Genomic DNA, 22547 nt, shown 5'->3' on the forward strand with positions numbered 1-22547 from the left:
TTTCCCTTTCCGGCGGTTCCGACTCTATCAGATCCTTTCGGCTCTGACTCCCAGTCAGCGGGGTTTGTCTTCCCGGCCGTTGGGCCGTTCCGACGAGTGAGACTTTAGCGGATTCCGTGCTCCCGAGCTAATCGGGGGCGCGTCCTTTCGAACGCGGACTCCTCATTCCATAAATACGCGCGCCAAAGCATTCGGCGCCGGGCGTCGATTGCTGGTCGGTACTTGCGGAGTGGCTGTCCGGGGACCGACCGAAGTCGGCGCTCACGTCGGACAACCCGGAGAACACTACGGATCGGCGTGGCGGGTGTCAACTTCGGTGCACGGTGCACCCCGGGGGCGTACTCTGGGCGGCATGACGACGCGTACGTGTACCCAGTTCTGGTGGGCCGCCTGACGGCGGCCGACTCACGTATGCGACCAACGGCCGCCGCCTCGGCGGCCGTTCTCGTTTCTCCTCCGGACTCCGGGGGCCGGCCGCGGGAGCGGCGGTCCCGATCAGGAGGTGGAGTGGAGATGACGCGGGTCTTCAGCGGGATTCAGCCGACCGGGAATCTGACGCTGGGCAACTACCTGGGCGCCATGCGGCGGTGGGCGCAGACGGACCAGCACCAGACCGACTCGGTGTTCTGCGTGGTGGATCTGCACGCGCTGACCGTGGACCAGGATCCGGCGCGACTGCGCAGGCTCAGTCGGCAGACGGCGATGTTGATGCTGGCCGCCGGGCTCGATCCCGAGGTGTGCACCGTGTTCCTGCAGAGCCATGTCGACGAGCACACCAGACTGTCGTACCTGCTGGAGTGCGTGGCGAGCGACGGTGAGATGCGGCGGATGATCCAGTACAAGGAGAAGGTCGCGCGGCAGCGGGAGCGCGGGGCGAGTGTGCGGCTGTCGCTGCTGACGTATCCGGTGCTGATGGCGGCGGACATCCTGGGGTACGGCGCGGACGAGGTGCCGGTCGGGGACGACCAGGTGCAGCACGTCGAGCTGGCGCGGGATCTCGCGGTGCGGTTCAACCAGCGCTACGGCCACACGTTCGTGGTGCCGAAGGCGACGCGGCCCGCGGTCGCGGCGCGGGTGATGAACCTGCAGAACCCGACGGCGAAGATGGGGAAGTCGGACGATTCGGGTCTGGGGGTCGTCTATCTGCTGGACGAGCCAGACGTCGTACGGAAGAAGATCATGCGGGCCGTCACCGACAGCGGGCGGAGCGTGGAGTACGACCGGGAGGGGCGACCGGGGATCGCGAACCTGCTGGAGATCCTCGCCGCGTGCACGGGTGGGGACCCGGAGGCCCTGGCCGGTGCGTATGAGTCTTACGGCGCCTTGAAGAAGGACACCGCCGAGGCCGTGCTGGAGGTGCTCGAGCCCGTGCGGGCCAGGCATCGGGAGCTGTGCACGGATCCCGCCCATGTGGAGGGGGTGCTGCGGGACGGTGCGGAGAAGGCGCGGGCGATGGCCCGGCCGACCGTGGACGCGGCGTACCGGGCGATCGGGTTGTTGCCGCCGGCGTTCGAGACGGCGTTGAGCGCGGTCGGCCGTTAGGGCCGGGCGGGGCGGGGGCCGTGGGTGAGCCCCCGCCCCGGCGCCGGTCAGTCCTTCTTGCCGGAGGCGAGTTCGCGGCTGCGGTCGCGGGCGGCTTCGAGGGCGGCGATGAGGGCGGCTCGTACGCCGTGGTTCTCCAGTTCGCGGATGGCGTTGATCGTGGTCCCGGCCGGGGAGGTGACGTTCTCCCGGAGCTTGACGGGGTGTTCGCCGCTGTCACGGAGCATCACGGCGGCGCCGATGGCGGACTGGACGATGAGGTCGTGGGCCTTGTCGCGGGGCAGGCCGAGCAGGATCCCGGCGTCGGTCATGGCCTCGACCAGGTAGAAGAAGTACGCGGGGCCGGAGCCGGACAGGGCGGTGCAGGCGTCCTGCTGGGTCTCGGGGACGCGGAGGGTCTTGCCGACGGCGCCGAAGATCTCCTCGGCGTGCGCGAGGTGCTGTTCGGTGGCGTGGGTGCCGGCGGAGATCACCGACATGGCCTCGTCGACGAGGGCCGGGGTGTTGGTCATGACGCGGACGACCGGGGTGCCGGCGGTCAGACGCTCCTCGAAGAAGGACGTGGGGATGCCGGCGGCACCGCTGATGACCAGGCGGTCGGCGGGGACGTGCGGGGCGAGCTCGTCCAGGAGGGTGCCCATGTCCTGCGGCTTGACCGTGAGGATGAGGGTGTCGGCGGTCTTGGCGGCCTCGGTGTTGGTGACCGGGGTGACTCCGTGGCGGGTGCGGAGTTCTTCGGCGCGTTCGGGGCGGCGGGCGGTGACCAGGAGGTCGGCGGGGGCCCAGCCCGCCCGGATCATTCCGCTGAGCAGGGCTTCGCCGATCTTGCCGGTGCCGAGGACTGCGACTTTCTGGCTCATGTGGGTCAGTTTGGCACCGGTGCGGAAGGGCGCGGGTCGGCTGTCCGGTGGGCGGACGCCGTTTGCCGCCAGGGGGCTTCGTCCCCCGGACCGCCGGACCGTGCTCGCCCGCCGCCCGGCCCGGTGGCCGACGCGTGGTCGCTACGGGCTCACGCCGTCCGGCGTCGCAGTGTCGCCGCCCCCAGCGCCAGCACGAGCAGTGCGCAGCCCGCCACGATCAGGACGTCCCTCACGAACGTGGCCGTCATGTCGGTGTGGTGGAGGACCTGGTTCATGCCGTCGACGGCGTACGACATCGGCAGGGCGTCGGAGATGGCCGTGAGGGCGGGGTGCATCTCCGAGCGGGGAGTGAACAGGCCGCAGAGGAGGAGCTGGGGAAAGATCACCGCGGGCATGAACTGGACCGCCTGGAATTCCGAGGCCGCGAAGGCCGAGACGAAGAGACCGAGGGCCGTGCCGAGCAGGGCGTCGAGCAGGGCGACCAGGAGCAGGAGCCATGGGGAGCCGGTGACGTCGAGGCCGAGGAACCAGACGGCGAGGCCGGTGGCGAGGGCCGACTGGACGATCGCGATCGCGCCGAAGGCGAGGGCGTAGCCGGCGATGAGGTCGGCCTTGCCGAGGGGCATGGCGAGGAGGCGTTCGAGGGTGCCGGAGGTGCGTTCGCGCAGGGTGGCGATGGACGTGACCAGGAACATCGTGATCAGCGGGAAGATGCCGAGCAGGGAGGCGCCGATGTTGTCGAAGGTGCGGGGGCTGCCGTCGAAGACGTAGCGCAGCAGGACCAGCATCAGGCACGGGACGAGGACCATCAGCGCGATGGTGCGGGGGTCGTGGCGGAGTTGGCGCAGGACCCGGGTGGCGGTGGCGGTGGTGCGGGAGAGGTTCAGGGCGCTGACGGGTGCGGCCGTGGTGGTCGCCGTCGGAGTGGTCGCCGTCTGAGTGGTCATCGTGCCGTTTCCTTCGTGCGGGCCTTGGCGGCCTCTTCGTCGACCAGGTGGAGGAAGGCCGCCTCGACGGTGTCGGTGCCGGTGCGGGTGCGCAGGGCGTCCGGAGTGTCGTCGGCGAGGATCTCGCCCTCGCGCATGAGGAGGAGGCGGTGGCAGCGCTCGGCCTCGTCCATGACGTGGGAGGAGACGAGGAGGGTGGCGCCGCGGGTGGCGGCGATGTCGTGGAAGAGGTTCCACAGGTCGCGGCGCAGGACGGGGTCGAGGCCGACGGTGGGTTCGTCCAGGACGAGGAGCTCGGGGGTGCCGAGCAGGGCCACGGCGAGGGAGACCCGGTTGCGCTGGCCGCCGGAGAGGTTGCCGGCGAGGGCGTCGGCGTGGCTGGTGAGGTCGACGTCGGCGATGGCCTGTTCGACGTGTGCGTGGCGGCGTTCGGCGGCGGCGCCGCCCGGGTCGAGGATCGCGGCGAAGTACTCGAGGTTCTGGCGGACGGTGAGGTCGTCGTAGACGGAGGGGGCCTGGGTGACGTAGCCGATGCGGCTGCGCAGGGTGGGGTGGCCGGCCGGTCGGCCGAGGACGTCCAGGGTGCCGGTGACCTTGGCCTGGGTGCCGACGACGGCGCGCATCAGGGTGGACTTGCCGCAGCCGGAGGGGCCGAGCAGGCCGGTGATCTGGCCGCGGGGGACGGTGAAGTGGAGGTGGTGCAGGACGGTGCGGGGGCCGCGCACCACGGTGAGGTCGTCGGCGTGGATGGCGTCCGGTGCGGTGGGCCGGGGTGGGTCGGCCACGTAATTCATCATGTGATGAATAATTGCCCCGGCGGGCCGCGGTCGTCAAGGGGCGAGCCGGTGCGGGCGCGCACGAGAACGGCGGCCCGGTGGGAGACCGGGCCGCCGCGGTTCTGGGGTGGGGACGGGTCAGGGCTTGGTGGCGACGAGCAGCAGCACGTCGTACGTCTCCTCGACCATGCCGTCCGGGAAGGCCTTCAGCAGGTGGCCGCGCTCCTCCTCCAGGAAGGCGGTCCTGCGGTCCTCGGGCGTGAGGAGGAACGCCGAGTGGCTGCCGATGTTCGCGAGGTGGGTGTCGACGGTGACGCGGCGGCTCCAGCGGACGTCCCGGCGGCTGAAACGGAGGACGCCGCTGGGGTCGGCCAGGTCGGTACGGTCCGCGGCCTTGCGCTTCTCGGCGGGGATGTCCACACCGGTGAGCCGGCCGGTGCGCTCGGCCGCCTCGGCGATCCACGGGACGTCGAGGGCGTCGGTGTTCCACCACAGGGCCAGCGCGCCGCCCGGCCGCAGCACCCGCAGCGCCTCCGGTACCGAGCGGGCGGTGTCCGTCCAGTGCCAGGCCTGGGCGTAGGTGATGAAGTCCGCGCAGGCGTCGGCGACGGGGAGGGCGTCGCCGTTGCCGCGGACCAGCGGGAGGTGCGGCAGTGCGCGGCGGAACTCGGCGGCCATGCCCGCGCCGGGTTCGACGGCGAGGACCTCGGCGCCACGGGCGTGCAGGAGGGCGGTCGCGATGCCCGTACCCGCGCCGACGTCCACGACCCTGGCGCCGGACAGCGACCGGCCGGCCAGCTCCTCGACGGCGTCGAAGAGGGCGGGCGGGTAGGACGGGCGGTTCGCGGCGTACTGGGCCGCGGCGGAGTTGAAGGAGTGCGCGCGGGCCGCGGGTGAGGGTGAGTGCGGTGGTGTCGTGGTCATACGGACATGGTGGGCAGGCCGGGCGCGAAGAGCAGCGGGTTTTCGGGTCTCACGGCGGCCGGGGTGCGGGCGGCCGGGGCCGACGGGGCATGCGGCCGCCGGGAGCGGATAGCGTGGGATCAAGTCACTTGTAGCGCTGGCGGGTTGGGAGAGGGGGCCGGTGTGGCCGGGCAGGGTCGGGACGTCGGAGACGTGGTGGTGCGGCCGGTGGGCCGGGTCGTCGGTGGGCGGCGGGAGGTGCGGGACGACGAGTGGGGTGAGGTCCGTGCCGTGATCCGGGTGGACGGTGATCGGTTCACGGCCGAGGCCCTGGCCGGACTGGAGGACTTCTCCCACCTGGAGGTCGTCTACCACTTCGACCGGGTACCGGAGGAGCGGATCGAGACCGGGGCCCGGCATCCGCGCGGCAACACCGACTGGCCGAAGGTCGGCATCTTCGCCCAGCGGGGCAAGAACCGGCCCAACCGGATCGGGGTCTCGCGCTGTCGTGTGCTGCGGGTCGACGGGCTGGACGTGCACGTGCAGGGGCTCGACGCGGTGGACGGCACTCCGGTGCTGGACCTCAAGCCGTACATGGCGGAGTTCGGGCCGCAGGGTGGGACGCGTCAGCCGGAGTGGGCCACGGCGATCATGAGCCGGTACTACTGACCTGGCCGGCCGTGGACCGGCCGCCGGGAGCCGGTGTCAGCGGCGGCGCTTCTTCTTCGACGGGTTGCCGGTGCGCCGCGTGCCGCGGCGTTCGTACTCCTCGCGGGCCTTCTCGTACTCCTCGCGGTGCAGCTTCTCGCCCGGGGCCTCGGTGAGGGAGCGGAAGAAGTAGGCGAGGAGGGAGCCGACGAAGCCGATGGCGAGCAGACCGCGCAGGGAGGCCTGGCGCTGCGGGTCGTGGCGCTTGCCGAAGCCGTCCCAGGTGTTGCGGAAGGCGAGGGCGCTGCAGATCGCGAACATGGCGATGATCAGCACGGTCACGAAGGAGCCGGTGCCGGCGATCCGGATGCCCTCGTAGGCGAAGCGCAGGACCAGGCAGGAGACGACGGCCGCGACGAGCGAGCCGACGGCGACGCCGGCGCGGCGGGCCGGGTAGCCGTTGTCGTGGTGCACCCAGGTGGTGCCGAAGAAGCGGAGAGGCTCGGGGCGGGGGCCACCGCCCTGGGCCGCACCGCCCGAGGAGCCCGCCGGGGTGTCCGGGGTGCCGGTTTCGTCGCTCACGGAACGATTATGGCGCCGGGCGGGGGCGGGCTCCGGGCGGGGTCAGGCGCAGCGCGAGGCTATGTAGCCGTCGCTGCCGGTCTGGACGTAGGCGTCGGAGACGTACTCACCGTTGTCGATGTTGTCCCAGATGTTCGTCGTGCCGTAGGTGCCCGTCACGGTCGTGCCCGGCGCCTGGCAGAAGATCGGTACGCGGGTGTTCTCCACGAGGACGCGGATGATGCTGTAGTTGGTGCCGGGGCCGCTGCGGACGTTGATTCTGACGCCGGGGGCGGTGGGGTACGTCTGGACCGTGGCCGCGTTGGCGGTCGCCGACGAGCCCAGCACCACGAGGAAGGCCGCGGCGGCGCCGGCGGCCAGGGCGGATCTACGGCCCAGGGTGGTCATCTCGGATTCCTCTCAAAAAAAGGGGGGTCAGCCGCAACGGGAGGCGATGTAACCGTCGCTTCCCGTCTGGACGTAGGCATCGGAGACGTACTCACCGTTGTCGATGTTGTCCCAGATGTTCGAGGTGCCGTACGGGCCCGTCACGGTCGTGCCGGGGGACTGGCAGAAGATCGGGACACTCATGCCCTCGGGCAGGACGCGGACGATCCCGTAGTCGGTGCCCGGGCCGCTGCGGACGTTCAGGCGGACGCCTGGAGCGACGGGATACGTCCGTATGGTGGCCGCGTTGGCGGTCGCCGACGAGCCCAGCACCACGAGGAAGGCCGCGGCAGCGCCGGCGGCCAGGGCGGATCTACGGCCCAGGGTGGTCATCTCGGATTCCTCTCAAAAGGGGGGGTCAGCCGCAGCGCGGGGCGATGTAACCGTCGCTGCCGGTCTGGACGTAGGCGTCGGAGACGTACTCACCGTTGTCGATGTTGTCCCAGATCTTCGTCGTGCCGTACGGGCCGGTGACCGTGGTGCCGGAGGTCTGGCAGTAGATCGGGACCTTGGCGCCCTCAGGGAGGACGTACAGGACGTTGTAGCTGGTGCCGGGGCCGCTGCGGACGTTCAGGCGGGTGCCCGGGGCGACCGCGTAGTAGCGCAGGGCCGCGCTCCCGGCAACGGCCTTGACGTCCTCGCCCTCGTCGGTGTTCCGAATGTCTTCGGCGCGTTCAACGGACATGCGTGCCTCCCCCGTCAGCCCCATGTGCGCCATGGGGCCCGTTGGTTCCCATGAAGCGAACCGCGAAACATCTGTGCGCGACTCGCACGCGGAGGCTAGCAAGCCGCCTCTGTCTCGTACGAGTCATCGACTAGGCTCCGTGCGTCGCGCGCGCGGACGAACAGCACGGGGGTGGTCCATGACGCCACAGCGCAACACCGGAGCGGGCGCGGAAGCGGAACTTCCCGAACACGTCGGTCACTACCGGCTCGAGTCGTGCCTGGGCTCGGGCGGCATGGGGGTGGTGCACCTGGCGCGGAGCACGTCGGGACTGAAGCTCGCGGTGAAGGTCGTCCATGCCCAGTTCGCCAGGGATCCCGAGTTCAGGGGCCGTTTCAGGCAGGAGGTCGCCGCCGCCCGACGGGTGAGCGGTGCTTTCACCGCGTCGGTCGTCGATGCCGATCCCGAAGCCGAACGGCCTTGGATGGCCACCCTGTTCATTCCCGGGCCGACCCTGTCGGATCACGTGAAGCGGAACGGCCCCATGCCTACAGCGCAGTTGCGTCGTCTGATGGCCGGACTGGCGGAGGCGCTGCGGGACATCCATCGAGTCGGGGTCGTACACCGCGACCTGAAGCCGAGCAACGTGCTGCTCGCCGAGGACGGGCCGAAGGTCATCGACTTCGGTATCTCCCGGCCGAAGGACAGTGAACTGCGCACCGAGACCGGCAAGTTGATCGGTACGCCGCCCTTCATGGCGCCTGAGCAGTTCCGGCGGCCACGGGAAGTGGGGCCGGCGGCGGACATCTTCGCGCTCGGGTCCGTGATGGTGCACGCGGCGACCGGCCGGGGTCCGTTCGACTCCGACAGCCCGTACGTCGTCGCGTACCAAGTCGTGCACGACGAGCCCGATCTGACCGGCGTTCCGGAGACTCTGGCGCCGCTCGTGCGACGTTGCCTCGCCAAGGAACCGGAGGACCGGCCGACCCCGGACGAGCTCATGCGCGAGCTTCGGTCGGTCGCGGCCTCTTACGACACGCAGGCGTTCATACCGGCCCAGCGGGAGGGCGAGGACCCGACTCCGGAGGCCGCTGCGGCACGGTCCGAGCGGCGCCGCAAGCCCTTCTGGGGACGGGCGGGCAGGAAGGCGGTACTCGCCGTCGGAGGGCTCGGTCTCGTCCTGTCCGTCGCCCTCGCCTCGGTGCAGCTCCTCGGCGGCGGCAGCCATGCGTCCCGGGAGGCCCCTCGCACCAGAGCCGCCGCCTTCACCGCCTGGCGGGAGAAACCGGTGGGCAAGGGCACGGGTATGCCTCAATGCTCCTACGGAGCGGGGAGGTTGCTCTGCGCGCGGCCCGGTGTGGTCTTCGCCCTCTCCCCCGTCGACGGAAAACTGCTCTGGCAGCGCTCGGTGGCCACCCGGTCCGCGAGTGGTCCACCGATCCTGTCGGGCGGTCTGGTGCAGCCGTACACCGGCGGCGGCACCCGGCTGGCGGCGCTGGACCCCGCCTCCGGCAGGACCGTCTGGCAGCGGCGGCTGCCGACGGGCACGTGGATCCGGTACGCGGGCAGTGCGGCCCTGCTCACCGGTCCCGACGGGACGGTGACGGGTGTGGACAGCGCCCACGGCCGTACGCTGTGGCACCGGACGTACCCGGGCCGGGGCGTGCCGTCCTTCGCGTCGTTCCCCGGGGACTCACTGGCGTACACGACCGTCGTGGCCGCCGAAGGGGCCGGCGCGCACGTGACCGCGGTGGACCCGCGCACCGGTGAGGTGCGCTGGGAGGCTCGGCTGAGCGGTCGGCTCAAGCCGTTCGGTGCTCAGCACGGCTCGGTCTACTTCCTCGCCCTGAACGGCGTCTACGGAGACACTCAGGCCGTCGTCCGCTATGTACCCGGATCCAAGTCGGCGCAGCGGATGCCCCTGTCCCTCACGCTCGCAAGCGCTCACGCCTCCGTGCGCGGGGACGTGGTCCACATCCTGGCCTCCGGCGGCACCCTGGTGACCGTCGACATGGCCTCCCGGAGGGAGCTGTGGCGTCTGGAGACCTCCGTGAGCCGCGGATCGACGCCCGTCGCAGACGGCGACCATGTCTACTTCACGGCAGCGGACGGACGACTCCTCGCCGTCGACGCCCACCGGGGCACCCTCGTCGGACAGACCCGCGCGCTCCTGGGAGCGAACTCGGCCGAGGTCACCGGGGCACCGGCCGAGCCCGTGCTCATGGGCGCCCGCCTCTGCGCCACCGCCCCCGACGGAACCGTCTTCGCGGTGGGCACGCGGGATCCGGCCGGGTGGTGACACGCGAAGGGGCCGCCCCCGTCAGGAGGCGGCCCCTTCGCGTGTGCGTTCAGCCCAGCTTCGTCACGTCCCGCACCGCGCCCTTGTCGGCGCTGGTGGCCATCGCCGCGTAGGCCCTCAGTGCCGCCGACACCTTGCGGTCGCGGCTCTTGGGGGCGTAGACGCCGTTCAGGGACTGCTCGCGACGGGCGAGTTCGGCCTCGTCGACCAGGAGCTCGATCGTGCGGCCCGGGATGTCGATGCGGATGCGGTCGCCGTCCTGGACGAGGGCGATCGTGCCGCCGGAGGCCGCCTCGGGGGAGGCGTGGCCGATGGACAGGCCCGAGGTGCCGCCGGAGAAGCGGCCGTCGGTGATCAGCGCGCAGGTCTTGCCGAGACCCCGGCCCTTCAGGTACGAGGTCGGGTAGAGCATCTCCTGCATGCCGGGGCCGCCCTTGGGACCCTCGTAGCGGATGACGACGACGTCGCCGTCCTTGACCTCCTGGGTGAGGATGCGCTGGACGGCCTCCTCCTGCGACTCGCAGACGACCGCCGGGCCCTCGAAGGTCCAGATCGACTCGTCGACGCCGGCCGTCTTCACCACGCAGCCGTCGACGGCGAGGTTGCCCTTGAGGACCGCCAGGCCGCCGTCCTTGGAGTAGGCGTGCTCGACCGAGCGGATGCAGCCGCCCTCCGCGTCCTCGTCCAGCGCCGCCCAGCGCTCGGACTGGGAGAAGGCCTCGGCCGAGCGCACGCAGCCCGGCGCCGCGTGCCACAGCTCGACCGCCTCGGGGGACGGGGAGCCGCCGCGGACGTCCCAGGTCTTCAGCCAGTCGGCCAGGGACGGGCTGTGGACGGCGTGGACGTCCTCGTTGAGCAGGCCCGCGCGGTGCAGCTCGCCCAGCAGGGCGGGGATGCCACCGGCGCGGTGCACGTCCTCCATGTAGTACGTGCGGTTCTTCGCGACGTTCGGGGCGACCTTGGCGAGGCAGGGGACGCGGCGGGAGACGGCGTCGATCTGCTCCAGGCCGAAGGGGACGCCCGCCTCCTGGGCGGCGGCCAGCAGGTGCAGGATCGTGTTGGTGGAGCCGCCCATCGCGATGTCCAGGGCCATGGCGTTCTCGAAGGCCTGGAAGGTGGCGATGTTGAGCGGGAGGACCGTGTCGTCGTCCTGCTCGTAGTAACGGCGGGTGATGTCCATGACCGTGCGGGCCGCGTCGACGTACAGCTGCTTGCGCGCGGTGTGGGTGGCGAGGACCGAGCCGTTGCCGGGGAGCGACAGGCCGATGGCCTCCGTCAGGCAGTTCATCGAGTTGGCCGTGAACATGCCGGAACAGCTGCCGCAGGTCGGGCAGGCGTTCTCCTCGATCCGGAGGATGTCCTCGTCGGAGATCTTGTCGTTGACCGCGTCGGAGATCGCGTCGACCAGGTCGAGGGTGCGGACCGTGCCGTCCACGAGGGTGGCGCGACCGGACTCCATCGGGCCGCCGGAGACGAAGACCGTCGGGATGTTCAGGCGCAGGGCCGCCAGCAGCATGCCCGGGGTGATCTTGTCGCAGTTGGAGATGCAGACCAGGGCGTCGGCGCAGTGGGCCTCGACCATGTACTCCACCGAGTCCGCGATCAGGTCGCGGGAGGGGAGGCTGTAGAGCATGCCGCCGTGGCCCATCGCGATGCCGTCGTCGACCGCGATCGTGTTGAACTCGCGCGGGATTCCCCCGGCCTCCCTGATCGCCTCGCTGACGATCCGGCCGACGGGCTGGAGGTGGGTGTGGCCCGGCACGAACTCGGTGAAGGAGTTCGCGACCGCGATGATCGGCTTCCGGCCGATGTCCGCACCGGGTACACCGGAGGCGCGCATAAGGGCGCGGGCGCCCGCCATGTTGCGGCCGTGGGTGACTGTGCGGGACCTCAGCTCGGGCATCGTCGCTCGCTCCTTCGAAGACCTTCTGCCAGGGAGTTCTGACTGTCTCCGAGCGTACGCCGGTGCTCCAAACCCTGGACACGGTTGTCCGGAATGCGGGACGCGTGTTTCATCCGTCCGTGAGACGGGCCGCTCACCTGTCCGTGAGGTGGTGCTGGACGACGGGGGCGACCCGCTCGATGATCTGCTCCAGGTCCGCCGACGCCAGCGGCTCCAGCTTGATCACGTAGCGCATCATCGCCACGCCGACCACCTGGGCGGCGGCCAGCTCGGCGCGCAGTTCCGGGTCCGGCAGATCCACCTGGGCCGCGATGCGGCGCAGCAGCTGGGCGGCGATCAGGCGGCGGAAGACGGCGGCCGCGGTCTCGTTGTTGACGGCCGAGCGGACGATGGCCAGCAGCGGGGTACGGGTCCTGGGGTTCTCCCAGACACCGAAGATGAACCGGGTCAGCCGCTCCCCCACACCGTCCAGGGGACCGGCGGCCACCGCCTCGGGGGCGTTCAGCGCGGGCGCGAAGGCCACCGCGACGGCCGCCTCGAAGACCTGCTCCTTGGTGCCGAAGTAGTGGTGGACCAGCGCGGAGTCGACGCCGGCCGCCTTGGCGATACCGCGCACGGACGTCTTCTCGTACCCGCGCTCGGAGAACTCCTCACGGGCCGCGGTGAGGATGCGGTCGCGGGTGCCGGCGGACTCGGTGCGCGGGGGTCTGCCTCTTCTGCGGGCGGCCGGCTCGTTCCCGGAGGGGGGCGGGGTCTGGCTCATGGCCGGAGTCTCGCTCATCGCCGGGGCACCCGGACCGCCGACGCCAGGTGCTTGCGGGTGAAGGCCAGGGCCTCGGCGAGATCGGCCTCGCGCTCGGCGCTGGACATCGCCCGGCGGGTGTTGACCTCGATGACGACGTGGCCGTCGAAGCCGGACAGGGTCAGGTGCTCCAGCAGCTCGGCACAGGGCTGGGTGCCGCGGCCGGGCACCATGTGCTCGTCCTTGGCGGAACCCCGGCCGTCGGCCAGGTGCACATGGCCGAGGCGGTCGCCCATGCGGCCGACCATGTCCAGCGCGTCCGTACGGGCCGTGGCCGTGTGGCTGAGGTCGATCGTGAAGTGCCGGTAGTCGTGCTGGGTGACGTCCCAGTCGGGGGCGTAGGCGAGCATCTCGCGGTCGCGGTAGCGCCACGGGTACATGTTCTCGACGGCGAACCGTACGTCCGTCTCGTTCGCCATCCGCCAGATGCCGTCGACGAAGTCACGGGCGTACTGCCGCTGCCAGCGGAAGGGCGGGTGGACGACGACGGTGGAGGCGCCCAGCTTCTCGGCGGCCGCCCGGGCCCGCTGCAGCTTGACCCAGGGGTCCGTCGACCAGACCCGCTGGGTGATCAGCAGGCAGGGCGCGTGGACGGCCAGGATCGGGATGCCGTGGTAGTCGGACAGGCGGCGCAGCGCCTCTATGTCCTGGCTGACCGGGTCGGTCCACACCATGACCTCGACACCGTCGTACCCGAGGCGCGCGGCGATCTCGAAGGCCGTCGCGGTGGACTCCGGGTAGACGGAGGCCGTCGACAGCGCGATCCGCACGTCCGCGTCCCTTGGTTCAACCACGTCCGTCACCTTACGGGGTGGAGTGGTGCGGGTGTTGGGTGCCTGTTCGCCGTTGTGAGCTTTGCCATGCGAGCGGGCGCGGCGTGCGTGGTGGCCGCTCGCGCAGCTCGCCGCGCCCCTTCCGGGGCTCCGGGAGCCGGTGGGGGAGCGTGCCGGGCGTCGCGGGACTGACTGGAATGCGACGGCAGGCGCTAAGCGGACCCCATGTGATCCAGGCGCCGGAGGATCACGCCCTCCCGCAGAGCCCACGGGCAGATCTCCAGGCTCTCCACGCCGAACAGGTCCATCGCGCCCTCGGCCACCAGGGCGCCCGCCAGCAGCTGGCCGGCCCTGCCCTCCGAGACTCCCGGGAGCTCGCCGCGCTGGGCCTCGGTCATGCCGGCCAGGCGCGGCACCCAGGCCTCCAGGGACTCGCGCTTGAGCTCGCGCTGGACGTAGAGGCCCTCGGCGCTGCGGGCGGCCCCGGCGATGCGGGCGAGCTGCTTGAAGGTCTTGGACGTCGCGACGACGTGGTCGGGGGCGCCCGAGCGGCTGAACTCGCCGACCGTGCGGGCGATCTCCGCGCGGACGTGGCGGCGCAGCGCGCGCACGGACTCGGGGGAGGGCGGGTCGCCGGGCAGCCAGCCCGCGGTGAGCCGGCCGGCGCCGAGCGGCAGGGAGACGGCGATGTCCGGCTCCTCGTCCATGCCGTAGGCGATCTCCAGGGAGCCGCCGCCGATGTCCAGGACCAGCAGCTTTCCGGCGGACCAGCCGAACCAGCGGCGGACCGCGAGGAAGGTCAGGCGGGCCTCCTCCTCGCCGGTGAGGACCTGGAGTCGTACGCCGGTCTCGTCGGCCACGCGCGCGAGGACGTCGTCGGCGTTGCCGGCCTCCCGGACGGCGGAGGTCGCGAACGGCAGCAGGTCCTCGACGCCCTTGTCCTCGGCGGCCTGCAGCGCGTCCTGTACGACGGCGATCAGCTTGTGTATGCCGCCGTCGTCGATGGCACCGCTGTCGTCGAGCAGCTGGGCGAGCCGAAGTTCGACCTTGTGGGAATGCGCGGGCAGCGGGCGTGCACCGGGGTGGGCGTCCACCACCAGCAGATGCACCGTGTTCGAACCCACGTCCAGGACACCGAGTCTCATATACGGAACGCTACTGCCAGATCGTCCGTCCACGGTCCCCGGAGCGGCCTTCGGCCACTTACCCTGGACGCGTGCCAAAGACGAAAAAGGCGAAGGACCACAAATCCTCCAAGGGTTTGAAGGATTCTGCGCAGGCGACGGCGTCGTCCGTGACCAAGAAGTCGAGGAAGGCCCCCCAGGTGAGCGACGAGAAGGGGCTCGACTTCGCGCGCGCCTGGGTGGAGTTTCCCGATCCCGCGGACGACGAGCAGGTCTTCCGCTGCGATCTGACATGGCTGACCTCTCGCTGGAACTGCATCTTCGGCAGCGGCTGCCAGGGCATCCAGGCCGGCCGCGCGGACGACGGGTGCTGCTCGCTGGGCGCTCACTTCTCGGACGAGGACGACGAGAAGCGGGTGACCGAGCATGTGGCGCGGCTCACGCCGGAGATCTGGCAGCACCACGACGAGGGCACCCGGGGTGGCTGGGTCTCCACGGACGACGAGGGCTCCCGCCAGACCCGCCCCTTCCAGGGCTCCTGCATCTTCCAGAACCGGCCCGGTTTCGCGGGCGGCGCGGGCTGCTCGCTGCACATCCTGGCCCTGAAGGAGGGCCGGGAGCCGCTGGAGACCAAGCCGGACGTCTGCTGGCAGCTCCCGATCCGGCGGACGTACGACTGGATCGACCGCCCCGACGACACCCGGGTCCTGCAGGTGTCCATCGGCGAGTACGACCGCCGGGGCTGGGGGCCGGGCGGCCACGACCTGCACTGGTGGTGCACGTCGGCGACGTCGGCGCACGGCGCGGGCGAGCCGGTGTACGTCTCCTACCGGGCGGAGCTGACCGAACTGATGGGCAAGGCCGGCTACGACCGCCTGGTCGAGCTGTGCGAACAGCGACTGGCGTCGCAGCTGCCGCTCGTGGCACCCCACCCGGCCGATCCGGCGCCGTAGCCCCTCCGGCCCCTTTGCTCCGGCCCTTCCCACGCCCTAGCTGCCCGAAGGGCTGGGGGTGTCACTGTCGGACTGCGTCGGCGTCGGTGTCGGCGTGGGGGTGTCGTCCGGTGGGGTCGGGTCCGTCGGGGTCGGGCTCTGGCCGGCCGGAGGCGTCGACGGCGGGGTGGAGGGCGGGTCGCTCGGGGGTGGGGTGGGCGACGTCGGGTCGGGGGACGTCGGCGGGGGTGTGGGGCGGTGCGTCGGGGCCGTGCCGTAGCCGTCGATGGTGACCACCGCGCCAGCCGGGGAGATCCCCATCTGTGCGTGCCAGTGGCCGGAGGGCTCGCGGAGGTGGTCGACGTACACCTTGATCGTGAACGTGTCGCCGGGCGCGAGAGTTCCCGAGGACCGGCTTAGGTAGAGCCAGGGTGCCGGGACGGAGGCGGACCAGCGCACCGGGGAGGAGCCGGAGGCGGTGAGGGTGATGAGTGTGGTGTCGCCGTCGTTCCCGGCGCTGACGTCGAGCCGTCCGGAAACCTTCCTGCCCACCCCGGGGACGCTGACGACCTCCACGGAGACGTCCGCCTTGCCGTCCTTGCCGGGGCGGGCGCCGGGCTTCACACGCGCGTTGCCGGCGTTCTCGTAGCCGCCGTCCGAGTCGCTGCCGAGGGTGTCGGGGCCCTGTGCCTCGTGCGCGGTGGCGGAGGGGCCCTCCCCCTCCCCCGCCGGGGCGCCCCGGTAGGCGGCCCACAGGGCCAGGACGGGGGCGGCCACCACCGTGGCGACGACCGTCGTCGTCACCGCACGCGCGCGCAGCCGGTCGCGGCGGGCCGCGCGGTCCTTGGGGTCCATCGGGAAGCCGCGCCGGTCGAAACGGGGTACGGCCGTGCCCCGCGCGCGTGAGTGGTGCGCCAGGGCCATGTGCAGGGCGGCCCGGGGTGCTTCGAGGACCGGCAGCTCGGCCGGGGTGACGGTGGCGCCGGGCCAGCGGCCGGGGACGGCGCTCTCGGCGGTGCGGCGGCAGCGCGGGCAGTCGTCGACGTGCCGCACCAGTTCGCGGCGCAGGGCCGTACTGAGGACCAGCCCGCTGTCCCCCGTGAGATGGGCCACGCTCGGACAGCCGCCGGTCTCGACGACGGCCAGGGCGGCGCGGGTGCGCTCGACCTCGCAGGCGGCCGTGGCGAGCAGCTCGCGCGCGGCGGCGGGTTCCATGCCGAGGACGGCGGCGACCTCGTGCGCGGCCAGGTGGTGGCGGACGGCGAGCTCCAGGGCCTCGCGCTGCTCCGGGGTCGTGCCGGCCGCCTCCGGCCAGGCGAGCAGGGCCAGTTCGCGGCGCCGGTGTTCCTGGGCCTCCGGGGCGACCGGTGGATCGGGCACCCGGCTCCGGGCCGCTTTCCCGGCGCTCGAACGGCCCGCCGCGTGGGTGGCCTGACGTTTCTGCTTGGCCTCGGCCAGCTTGCGCAGGCATGCCCAGCGGGCCAGGGCGTACAGCCAGGCCCTGCGGTCCGCGGCGGCCTCCGGGGCGCGGTGTCCGCGCCGCTCGGCCAGGGCGAGGACGTCGCCGAGGGCGGCGGTGGCCGCGTCGTGGTCGCACAGCACCGACAGACAGTAGGTGAACAGTCCGTCCAGGTACGGTTCGTAGCGCGCCGGTGTCCGCTGGGCGAGGGTGCGCGCGGCGGCGCGATCGCGCGCCTCCCGGGCCTCTCGTGCTTCGCGCCCCTCCCGCGCCTCTCGTGCTTCGCGCGCCTCGCGGCGGGCCCCGTGCGCGTCGGTGGTGCGGGTGGTGGTCTCCGGACTACTGCTCATCACCCGTGCGACCGTAGGCGGCCCTGGAGTGCCTGTTCTCGCACCTTGAGCTCTTTTAATCCGTACGGGTGAAACGATCCCTCATAAGGGGACAGGAACCCTTTGTTCCGTGGCCCGATCCCGATGGGTGATGGCCGGTTCGGGCTCACCCACTCGCGACCCGGGGACCCGTTGTCAGTGCCGCGGGCTACGGTTTCCGCATGGCTGCCCGTACCAAGACCACCAAGGACCGCCCGTCCTACCGCTGCACCGAGTGCGGCTGGCAGACGGCCAAGTGGCTCGGCCGCTGCCCCGAGTGCCAGGCCTGGGGCACGGTCGAGGAGTACGGCGCGCCCGCGGTCCGCACGACGACACCGGGCCGTGTCACGACGTCCGCGCTGCCCATCGGCCAGGTCGACGGCCGGCAGGCCACCGCGCGCTCGACCGGCGTGCCCGAGCTGGACCGGGTGCTCGGCGGCGGTCTGGTGCCCGGCGCGGTCGTGCTGCTCGCGGGCGAGCCCGGCGTGGGCAAGTCCACGCTGCTGCTGGACGTGGCCGCCAAGTCGGCGAGCTCCGAGCACCGCACCCTCTATGTCACCGGCGAGGAGTCGGCGAGCCAGGTGCGGCTGCGCGCGGACCGCATCGGCGCTCTGCACGAGGAGCTGTACCTGGCCGCCGAGACCGATCTGTCCTCCGTCCTCGGCCACTTGGACGAGGTCAAGCCCTCCCTCTTGATCCTCGACTCGGTGCAGACGGTCGCCTCCCCGGAGATCGAGGGCGCGCCCGGCGGCATGGCCCAGGTCAGGGAGGTGGCGGGTGCCCTCATCCGGGCGTCCAAGGAGCGCGGCATGTCCACGCTCCTGGTGGGCCACGTCACGAAGGACGGGGCGATCGCGGGTCCCCGCCTGCTCGAACACCTGGTGGACGTCGTCCTGCACTTCGAGGGCGACCGGCACGCGCGCCTGCGCCTGGTCCGCGGCGTGAAGAACCGCTACGGCGCCACGGACGAGGTCGGCTGCTTCGAGCTGCACGACGAGGGCATCACCGGCCTCGCCGACCCGAGCGGACTTTTCCTGACGCGCCGGGACGAACCGGTCCCCGGCACCTGCCTGACCGTCACCCTGGAGGGCCGCCGCCCACTGGTGGCCGAGGTGCAGGCGCTGACCGTCGACTCCCAGATCCCCTCCCCGCGGCGTACGACCTCGGGCCTGGAGACCTCGCGCGTGTCGATGATGCTGGCGGTCCTGGAGCAGCGCGGCCGGATCAGCGCGCTCGGCAAGCGGGACATCTACTCCGCGACGGTGGGCGGCGTGAAGCTGTCGGAGCCGGCCGCCGACCTGGCGATCGCCCTCGCGCTCGCCTCCGCCGCCAGCGACACCCCGCTGCCGAAGAACCTGGTCGCGATCGGCGAGGTGGGCCTCGCGGGCGAGGTCAGACGGGTCACGGGCGTGCAGCGCAGGCTCACCGAGGCGCACCGGCTGGGCTTCACGCACGCGCTCGTGCCGACCGATCCGGGCAAGGTGCCGTCCGGCATGAAGGTCCTGGAAGTCGCCGACATGGGGGACGCGCTGCGGGTGCTGCCGCGCTCCCGTCGCCGAGAGGCCCCACGGGAGGCGGAGGAGCGCCGGTAGACTTTGCCCAGGTCTCGCCCGTCCGTACGAAGAGAGTGCGGGTACGGGAGCGCGTCAGAACCTGCGACCGGAGGAGTGCAGTGGCAGCCAACGACCGGGCAGCGGGCCCCGGAAAAATCGGTGGGAGTGCCGGTTCCGATGGCCTGATGCGCGCCTCGCTGAGCGCCGTGGCTCCCGGTACGGCCCTGCGCGACGGCCTCGAGCGCGTTCTGCGCGGCAACACCGGCGGGCTGATCGTCCTCGGCTCCGACAAGACGGTCGAGGCGATGTGCACGGGCGGGTTCGTCCTCGACGTGGAGTTCACCGCGACCCGGCTGCGGGAGCTGTGCAAGCTGGACGGCGGCATCGTCCTGTCGTCGGACCTGTCGAAGATCCTGCGCGCGGGCGTCCAGCTGGTGCCGGACCCGACGATCCCGACGGAGGAGACGGGCACGCGGCACCGTACGGCGGACCGGGTCAGCAAGCAGGTCGGCTTCCCCGTGGTCTCCGTCTCCCAGTCGATGCGCCTGATCGCCCTCTACGTGGACGGTCAGCGCCGCGTCCTGGAGGACTCGGCGGCGATCCTCTCCCGCGCGAACCAGGCGCTGGCCACGCTGGAGCGCTACAAGCTGCGTCTGGACGAGGTGGCCGGCACGCTGTCGGCGCTGGAGATCGAGGACCTGGTGACGGTGCGGGACGTGTCCGCCGTCGCGCAGCGCCTCGAGATGGTCCGGCGCATCGCCACCGAAATCGCCGAATACGTGGTCGAACTGGGCACGGACGGGCGTCTTCTCGCGCTCCAGCTGGAGGAGTTGATCGCCGGGGTGGAGCCCGACCGCGAGCTGGTCGTCCGGGACTACGTCCCCGAGCCGACCGCCAAGCGCTCCCGCACGGTCGAGGAGGCGCTGTCCGAGCTGGACGCGCTGACCCACGCGGAGCTCCTCGAACTCGGCACGGTGGCGCGTGCGCTGGGCTACACCGGGTCGCCCGAGACCCTCGACTCCGCGGTGTCCCCGCGGGGCTTCAGGCTGCTGGCGAAGGTTCCGCGGCTTCCGGGCGCGATCATCGACCGGCTGGTGGAGCACTTCGGCGGCCTGCAGAAGCTGCTCGCCGCCAGCGTGGACGACCTGCAGACGGTGGACGGCGTGGGCGAGGCCCGGGCGAGGAGCGTGCGGGAAGGCCTGTCGCGTCTGGCCGAGTCGTCCATCCTGGAGCGGTACGTCTGAGTCGGGGTCGTGTGCGCGGTTCCTCCGCGCCCTTCGGGTGAGCGAGTCGCGGCGCGCTTCTCAGTCGGCCGACAGCACGAAGGACGCCTGCGCCTTCCCGAATCCCGGCGCCTTGGCCTCCAGCAGGTAGGTGCCCGTCTTCGCCGAACCCGCGGAGGGCGTCGCGCAGTGCGCGGCACTCGGCTTGCGGTCCCACTTCACGGTGTAGGTGATGCTCTGCCCCGCCGGCACCCGGAACAGCAGGCTCCCCGCGCCCGGGGGGCAATCGGCCGACGACCAGAACGCGTTGCCCCCGTCCGCCGACGTGATGGTCAACACCGCGATCTTCGGGCCGAGATCGATCTTGCAGTCGGTGGACGAGCCGTTCCTGGCGGTGAGTTCGAAGGTCGGCGTCTGGTCCGGCGAGTAGGAGTTGTGCAGGCTGCGCAGGCTCAACGTCACTGCGGGGGCGGTGCAGTTGGGCAGCGACGAGGAGGCCGGGAGCGTGTCGCCCGTACCGACACCGCCGCCGGCGCCCGACCCCGCGCCGCCGGCCGAGCCGCCACCGGACCCGGAGGAGCCGGCGGAGCCGGTGTCCGAACCGCCGCCCCCGGAGCCGGAACCGCTCCCGCTGGAGTCGCCGCCGGAATCGCCGCGTCCGCCCGGGTGTTGGCTGATCGCGGGCCCGGACGAGGTCGGCCCCGGAGTGATGGTGGATGCGGGATTCTTGCCGTTGGACGCGCCGGAGTCCTTCTTGCCGCCCCCGCCTCCGGAGGTGACGACCCACGTGATCAGCAGCGCCGAAACGACGACCGCGGACAGCAGGACCACCCTCCTTCGCCAGTAGATGGAGGAGGGAAGCGGCCCGACCGGATTGCGCAGAGATCCCACGGCGCAAACTGTACGAGAGATCGCCGTGCTTGCTGGCCCCACCCGCCGCGCGCACACCAACTTTTCCGGATCATCATTCCGGTAACTGCCGCAACCCCTGCGGTTCTTCCTCCTTCGGCACCCTCGGTGACCGTGCCGTCACCGGCCCCGGGTGCCGGTCCGTGGCAGGATCGGAACGCCATGACTGAGAAGCTGCACACCCCCGTGATCGCCTGGTTCGACATCCACGCCCGCGACCTCCCCTGGCGCCGCCCGGAGGCGGGCCCGTGGGGGGTGATGGTCAGCGAGTTCATGCTCCAGCAGACCCCGGTCAACCGGGTGCTACCCGTGTACGAGGAGTGGCTGGCCCGCTGGCCGCGCCCCGCCGACCTGGCGAAGGAGGCCCCGGGCGAGGCGGTGCGGGCCTGGGGACGGCTCGGCTATCCGCGCCGGGCCCTCAGACTGCACGGGGCGGCGGTCGCCATAACGGAACGGCACGGCGGGGACGTACCGACGGACCACGCGCAGCTGCTGGCGCTGCCCGGGATCGGGGAGTACACGGCCGCCGCGGTGGCCTCGTTCGCGTACGGGCAGCGGCATCCGGTGCTGGACACGAACGTGCGCCGGGTCTTCGCGCGTGCGGTGACCGGAGTGCAGTACCCGCCGAACGCGACCACGGCCGCCGAGCGGCGCCTGGCGCGCGAACTGCTGCCGGAGGACGAGAAGACCGCCGCGCGCTGGGCGGCGGCCTCCATGGAGCTGGGCGCACTGGTGTGCACGGCGAAGAACGAGGGCTGCGCACGGTGTCCGATCGCCGCGCAGTGCGCCTGGCGGCTGGCCGGCAAGCCGGAGCACGTCGGGCCGCCGCGCCGGGGACAGACGTATGCCGGTACGGACCGGCAGGTGCGCGGCAAGCTGCTGGCGGTCCTGCGGGAGGCGCACGCGCCGGTGCCGCAGGCCGTGTTGGACCGGGTGTGGCACGAGCCGGTGCAGCGCGCCCGCGCACTCGACGGGCTCGTCACGGACGGTCTGGTCGAGCCGTTGCCGGGCGGTCTGTATCGGCTGCCGCTCAGCTGACGGACAACCAAGTCACAGCTCCGGCGGCTCTGTTACAGACCCATCAGCCCGACAAAGGCCTACAGAAGGGGACATAACGGTCCGCCTGCTTACCCCGTTCCTACGGCCGTTACACAACCGACGGATAGCCGATTGCTAGCCGCAGGCTGGTTCGGACAACGCCGTGACAACCACTCCGTAGCTTCTTTTCCGTGCCCGGCGGACCACCGGACACGGGGAACGCGGGACTTCAGGCAGTTGAGCCGGAGTAAACGGGGAACGGAGGCGGTTGATCATGGCGCAGGGCGAGGTGCTCGAATTCGAGGAGTACGTTCGCACCCGGCAGGACGCGCTGCTGCGCAGCGCCCGTCGGCTGGTTCCGGACCCGGTCGACGCCCAGGACCTGCTGCAGACGGCGCTGGTGCGCACGTACGGCCGCTGGGAGGGCATCGCCGACAAGCGGCTCGCCGACGCCTATCTGCGCCGCGTCATGATCAACACCCGTACGGAGTGGTGGCGGGCGCGCAAGCTGGAGGAGGTCCCGACCGAGCAGCTGCCGGACGCGTCCGTGGAGGACTCCACCGAGCAGCACGCCGACCGGGCCCTGCTGATGGACGTCATGAAAGTGCTCGCACCGAAGCAGCGCAGTGTTGTAGTACTGCGACACTGGGAGCAGATGTCCACGGAGGAGACGGCCGCCGCCCTCGGCATGTCGGCCGGTACGGTCAAGAGCACGCTGCACCGGGCGCTCGCCCGGCTCCGCGAGGAGCTGGAGGCCCGCGATCTGGACGCACGCGCGCTGGAGCGTGAGGAGCGGGAGCGTTGCGCGGCCTGACC

At 71.7% G+C, this 22547-nt stretch carries 22 protein-coding genes; 8 read left to right on the plus strand and 14 right to left on the minus strand.

Going from position 1 to position 22547, the window contains the following annotated elements; all coding sequences use genetic code 11:
- Positions 1 to 513 precede the first annotated feature (513 nt).
- The gene (gene trpS, locus AB0D93_RS37415) at positions 514 to 1542 is read left to right on the plus strand and encodes a tryptophan--tRNA ligase (RefSeq protein WP_362129787.1); all 1029 of its coding nucleotides are present in this window, start codon (positions 514 to 516) and stop codon (positions 1540 to 1542) included.
- 47 nt (positions 1543 to 1589) lie between these two features.
- On the opposite strand, the gene proC is transcribed toward trpS, so the two are convergent.
- From proC to AB0D93_RS37435, 4 genes are all read right to left on the minus strand, one after another.
- Positions 1590 to 2402, minus strand: a complete 813-nt coding sequence (gene proC, locus AB0D93_RS37420; protein ID WP_362129790.1) for a pyrroline-5-carboxylate reductase — start codon at positions 2400 to 2402, stop codon at positions 1590 to 1592.
- 149 nt (positions 2403 to 2551) lie between these two features.
- Positions 2552 to 3349, minus strand: coding sequence for an ABC transporter permease (locus AB0D93_RS37425; RefSeq protein WP_362129793.1), 798 nt, complete (start codon positions 3347 to 3349; stop codon positions 2552 to 2554).
- A complete protein-coding gene (locus tag AB0D93_RS37430) occupies positions 3346 to 4146 on the minus strand; it encodes an ABC transporter ATP-binding protein (protein ID WP_362129796.1) in 801 nt (266 codons plus the stop codon). Before AB0D93_RS37430 ends, AB0D93_RS37425 begins: the two co-directional genes overlap by 4 nt.
- Before the next feature lie 117 nt (positions 4147 to 4263).
- Positions 4264 to 5049 carry a class I SAM-dependent methyltransferase gene (locus AB0D93_RS37435; protein WP_362129799.1) on the minus strand — a complete coding sequence of 262 codons (786 nt, stop codon included), beginning with the start codon at positions 5047 to 5049 and terminating at the stop codon, positions 4264 to 4266.
- Positions 5050 to 5211: 162 nt separating this feature from the next.
- Here AB0D93_RS37435 and AB0D93_RS37440 point away from each other — a divergent pair, with 162 nt between their 5' ends.
- The gene (locus AB0D93_RS37440; RefSeq protein ID WP_362129802.1) at positions 5212 to 5697 is read left to right on the plus strand and encodes an SAM-dependent methyltransferase; all 486 of its coding nucleotides are present in this window, start codon (positions 5212 to 5214) and stop codon (positions 5695 to 5697) included.
- A 36-nt stretch (positions 5698 to 5733) separates the two neighbouring features.
- Here the strand turns inward: AB0D93_RS37440 and AB0D93_RS37445 are convergent, their stop codons facing one another.
- The 4 genes from AB0D93_RS37445 to AB0D93_RS37460 are packed head-to-tail and all read right to left on the minus strand — an operon-like array spanning position 5734 to position 7369.
- The gene (locus tag AB0D93_RS37445; RefSeq protein WP_362129805.1) at positions 5734 to 6258 is read right to left on the minus strand and encodes an EamA/RhaT family transporter; all 525 of its coding nucleotides are present in this window, start codon (positions 6256 to 6258) and stop codon (positions 5734 to 5736) included.
- A 42-nt stretch (positions 6259 to 6300) separates the two neighbouring features.
- Positions 6301 to 6645 (minus strand): hypothetical protein, encoded by a 345-nt coding sequence (locus tag AB0D93_RS37450; protein ID WP_362129807.1) that lies wholly within the window; start codon positions 6643 to 6645, stop codon positions 6301 to 6303.
- 27 nt (positions 6646 to 6672) lie between these two features.
- Complete coding sequence (locus tag AB0D93_RS37455) at positions 6673 to 7017, minus strand: SH3 domain-containing protein (protein ID WP_362129810.1); 345 nt, start codon at positions 7015 to 7017, stop codon at positions 6673 to 6675.
- A 25-nt stretch (positions 7018 to 7042) separates the two neighbouring features.
- Positions 7043 to 7369: an SH3 domain-containing protein gene (locus tag AB0D93_RS37460; protein WP_362129813.1), complete on the minus strand. Its 327-nt coding sequence runs from the start codon at positions 7367 to 7369 to the stop codon at positions 7043 to 7045.
- 178 nt (positions 7370 to 7547) lie between these two features.
- Between AB0D93_RS37460 and AB0D93_RS37465 the strand changes: the two genes are divergently transcribed.
- Positions 7548 to 9647, plus strand: a complete 2100-nt coding sequence (locus AB0D93_RS37465; protein ID WP_362129816.1) for a serine/threonine-protein kinase — start codon at positions 7548 to 7550, stop codon at positions 9645 to 9647.
- Positions 9648 to 9696: 49 nt separating this feature from the next.
- Here AB0D93_RS37465 and ilvD read toward each other — a convergent pair whose 3' ends face one another.
- From ilvD to AB0D93_RS37485, 4 genes are all read right to left on the minus strand, one after another.
- Positions 9697 to 11550 carry a dihydroxy-acid dehydratase gene (gene ilvD / locus AB0D93_RS37470; protein ID WP_362129819.1) on the minus strand — a complete coding sequence of 618 codons (1854 nt, stop codon included), beginning with the start codon at positions 11548 to 11550 and terminating at the stop codon, positions 9697 to 9699.
- A gap of 133 nt (positions 11551 to 11683) precedes the next feature.
- Positions 11684 to 12313, minus strand: coding sequence for a TetR family transcriptional regulator (locus AB0D93_RS37475; protein WP_362129822.1), 630 nt, complete (start codon positions 12311 to 12313; stop codon positions 11684 to 11686).
- Positions 12314 to 12327: 14 nt separating this feature from the next.
- Positions 12328 to 13146 carry a sugar phosphate isomerase/epimerase gene (locus tag AB0D93_RS37480; protein WP_362129825.1) on the minus strand — a complete coding sequence of 273 codons (819 nt, stop codon included), beginning with the start codon at positions 13144 to 13146 and terminating at the stop codon, positions 12328 to 12330.
- A gap of 191 nt (positions 13147 to 13337) precedes the next feature.
- Positions 13338 to 14270 (minus strand): Ppx/GppA phosphatase family protein, encoded by a 933-nt coding sequence (locus tag AB0D93_RS37485; RefSeq protein ID WP_362129828.1) that lies wholly within the window; start codon positions 14268 to 14270, stop codon positions 13338 to 13340.
- A 71-nt stretch (positions 14271 to 14341) separates the two neighbouring features.
- Between AB0D93_RS37485 and AB0D93_RS37490 the strand changes: the two genes are divergently transcribed.
- The gene (locus tag AB0D93_RS37490; RefSeq protein WP_362129831.1) at positions 14342 to 15202 is read left to right on the plus strand and encodes a hypothetical protein; all 861 of its coding nucleotides are present in this window, start codon (positions 14342 to 14344) and stop codon (positions 15200 to 15202) included.
- A 36-nt stretch (positions 15203 to 15238) separates the two neighbouring features.
- On the opposite strand, the gene AB0D93_RS37495 is transcribed toward AB0D93_RS37490, so the two are convergent.
- Entirely contained in the window at positions 15239 to 16990 is a 1752-nt protein-coding gene (locus AB0D93_RS37495) for a hypothetical protein (protein WP_362129834.1), read from the minus strand.
- A gap of 200 nt (positions 16991 to 17190) precedes the next feature.
- On the opposite strand from AB0D93_RS37495, the gene radA reads away from it, so the two are divergent.
- Together radA and disA are read left to right on the plus strand one after the other, a co-directional pair.
- Positions 17191 to 18600, plus strand: a complete 1410-nt coding sequence (gene radA, locus AB0D93_RS37500) for a DNA repair protein RadA (RefSeq protein ID WP_362129837.1) — start codon at positions 17191 to 17193, stop codon at positions 18598 to 18600.
- Between the two features lie 80 nt (positions 18601 to 18680).
- On the plus strand, positions 18681 to 19805 hold the full coding sequence (gene disA, locus AB0D93_RS37505; protein ID WP_362129840.1) for a DNA integrity scanning diadenylate cyclase DisA: 1125 nt from the start codon (positions 18681 to 18683) through the stop codon (positions 19803 to 19805).
- A 60-nt stretch (positions 19806 to 19865) separates the two neighbouring features.
- Here disA and AB0D93_RS37510 read toward each other — a convergent pair whose 3' ends face one another.
- On the minus strand, positions 19866 to 20675 hold the full coding sequence (locus AB0D93_RS37510; protein ID WP_362129843.1) for a hypothetical protein: 810 nt from the start codon (positions 20673 to 20675) through the stop codon (positions 19866 to 19868).
- A gap of 180 nt (positions 20676 to 20855) precedes the next feature.
- On the opposite strand from AB0D93_RS37510, the gene AB0D93_RS37515 reads away from it, so the two are divergent.
- Both AB0D93_RS37515 and AB0D93_RS37520 read left to right on the plus strand, forming a co-directional pair.
- The gene (locus AB0D93_RS37515) at positions 20856 to 21731 is read left to right on the plus strand and encodes an A/G-specific adenine glycosylase (RefSeq protein WP_362129846.1); all 876 of its coding nucleotides are present in this window, start codon (positions 20856 to 20858) and stop codon (positions 21729 to 21731) included.
- A gap of 274 nt (positions 21732 to 22005) precedes the next feature.
- Positions 22006 to 22545 (plus strand): SigE family RNA polymerase sigma factor, encoded by a 540-nt coding sequence (locus AB0D93_RS37520; RefSeq protein WP_055703482.1) that lies wholly within the window; start codon positions 22006 to 22008, stop codon positions 22543 to 22545.
- Positions 22546 to 22547: the final 2 nt, after the last annotated feature.

Origin of the sequence: Streptomyces sp. NPDC048191 (assembly GCF_040652655.1) — a bacterium.
In the GTDB taxonomy this organism is placed as follows: domain Bacteria; phylum Actinomycetota; class Actinomycetes; order Streptomycetales; family Streptomycetaceae; genus Streptomyces.

Coding starts and splice junctions, on each gene's coding strand:
- ilvD (WP_362129819.1), bottom strand. CDS start 11,550: ATGCCCGAGCTGAGGTCCCGCACAGTCACCCACGGCCGCAACATGGCG.
- AB0D93_RS37425 (WP_362129793.1), bottom strand. CDS start 3,349: ATGACCACTCAGACGGCGACCACTCCGACGGCGACCACCACGGCCGCA.
- trpS (WP_362129787.1), top strand. CDS start 514: ATGACGCGGGTCTTCAGCGGGATTCAGCCGACCGGGAATCTGACGCTG.
- AB0D93_RS37455 (WP_362129810.1), bottom strand. CDS start 7,017: ATGACCACCCTGGGCCGTAGATCCGCCCTGGCCGCCGGCGCTGCCGCG.
- AB0D93_RS37465 (WP_362129816.1), top strand. CDS start 7,548: ATGACGCCACAGCGCAACACCGGAGCGGGCGCGGAAGCGGAACTTCCC.
- AB0D93_RS37515 (WP_362129846.1), top strand. CDS start 20,856: ATGACTGAGAAGCTGCACACCCCCGTGATCGCCTGGTTCGACATCCAC.
- proC (WP_362129790.1), bottom strand. CDS start 2,402: ATGAGCCAGAAAGTCGCAGTCCTCGGCACCGGCAAGATCGGCGAAGCC.
- AB0D93_RS37460 (WP_362129813.1), bottom strand. CDS start 7,369: ATGTCCGTTGAACGCGCCGAAGACATTCGGAACACCGACGAGGGCGAG.
- AB0D93_RS37450 (WP_362129807.1), bottom strand. CDS start 6,645: ATGACCACCCTGGGCCGTAGATCCGCCCTGGCCGCCGGCGCCGCCGCG.
- AB0D93_RS37475 (WP_362129822.1), bottom strand. CDS start 12,313: ATGAGCCAGACCCCGCCCCCCTCCGGGAACGAGCCGGCCGCCCGCAGA.
- AB0D93_RS37435 (WP_362129799.1), bottom strand. CDS start 5,049: ATGACCACGACACCACCGCACTCACCCTCACCCGCGGCCCGCGCGCAC.
- AB0D93_RS37485 (WP_362129828.1), bottom strand. CDS start 14,270: ATGAGACTCGGTGTCCTGGACGTGGGTTCGAACACGGTGCATCTGCTG.
- radA (WP_362129837.1), top strand. CDS start 17,191: ATGGCTGCCCGTACCAAGACCACCAAGGACCGCCCGTCCTACCGCTGC.
- AB0D93_RS37520 (WP_055703482.1), top strand. CDS start 22,006: ATGGCGCAGGGCGAGGTGCTCGAATTCGAGGAGTACGTTCGCACCCGG.
- AB0D93_RS37495 (WP_362129834.1), bottom strand. CDS start 16,990: ATGAGCAGTAGTCCGGAGACCACCACCCGCACCACCGACGCGCACGGG.
- AB0D93_RS37430 (WP_362129796.1), bottom strand. CDS start 4,146: ATGATGAATTACGTGGCCGACCCACCCCGGCCCACCGCACCGGACGCC.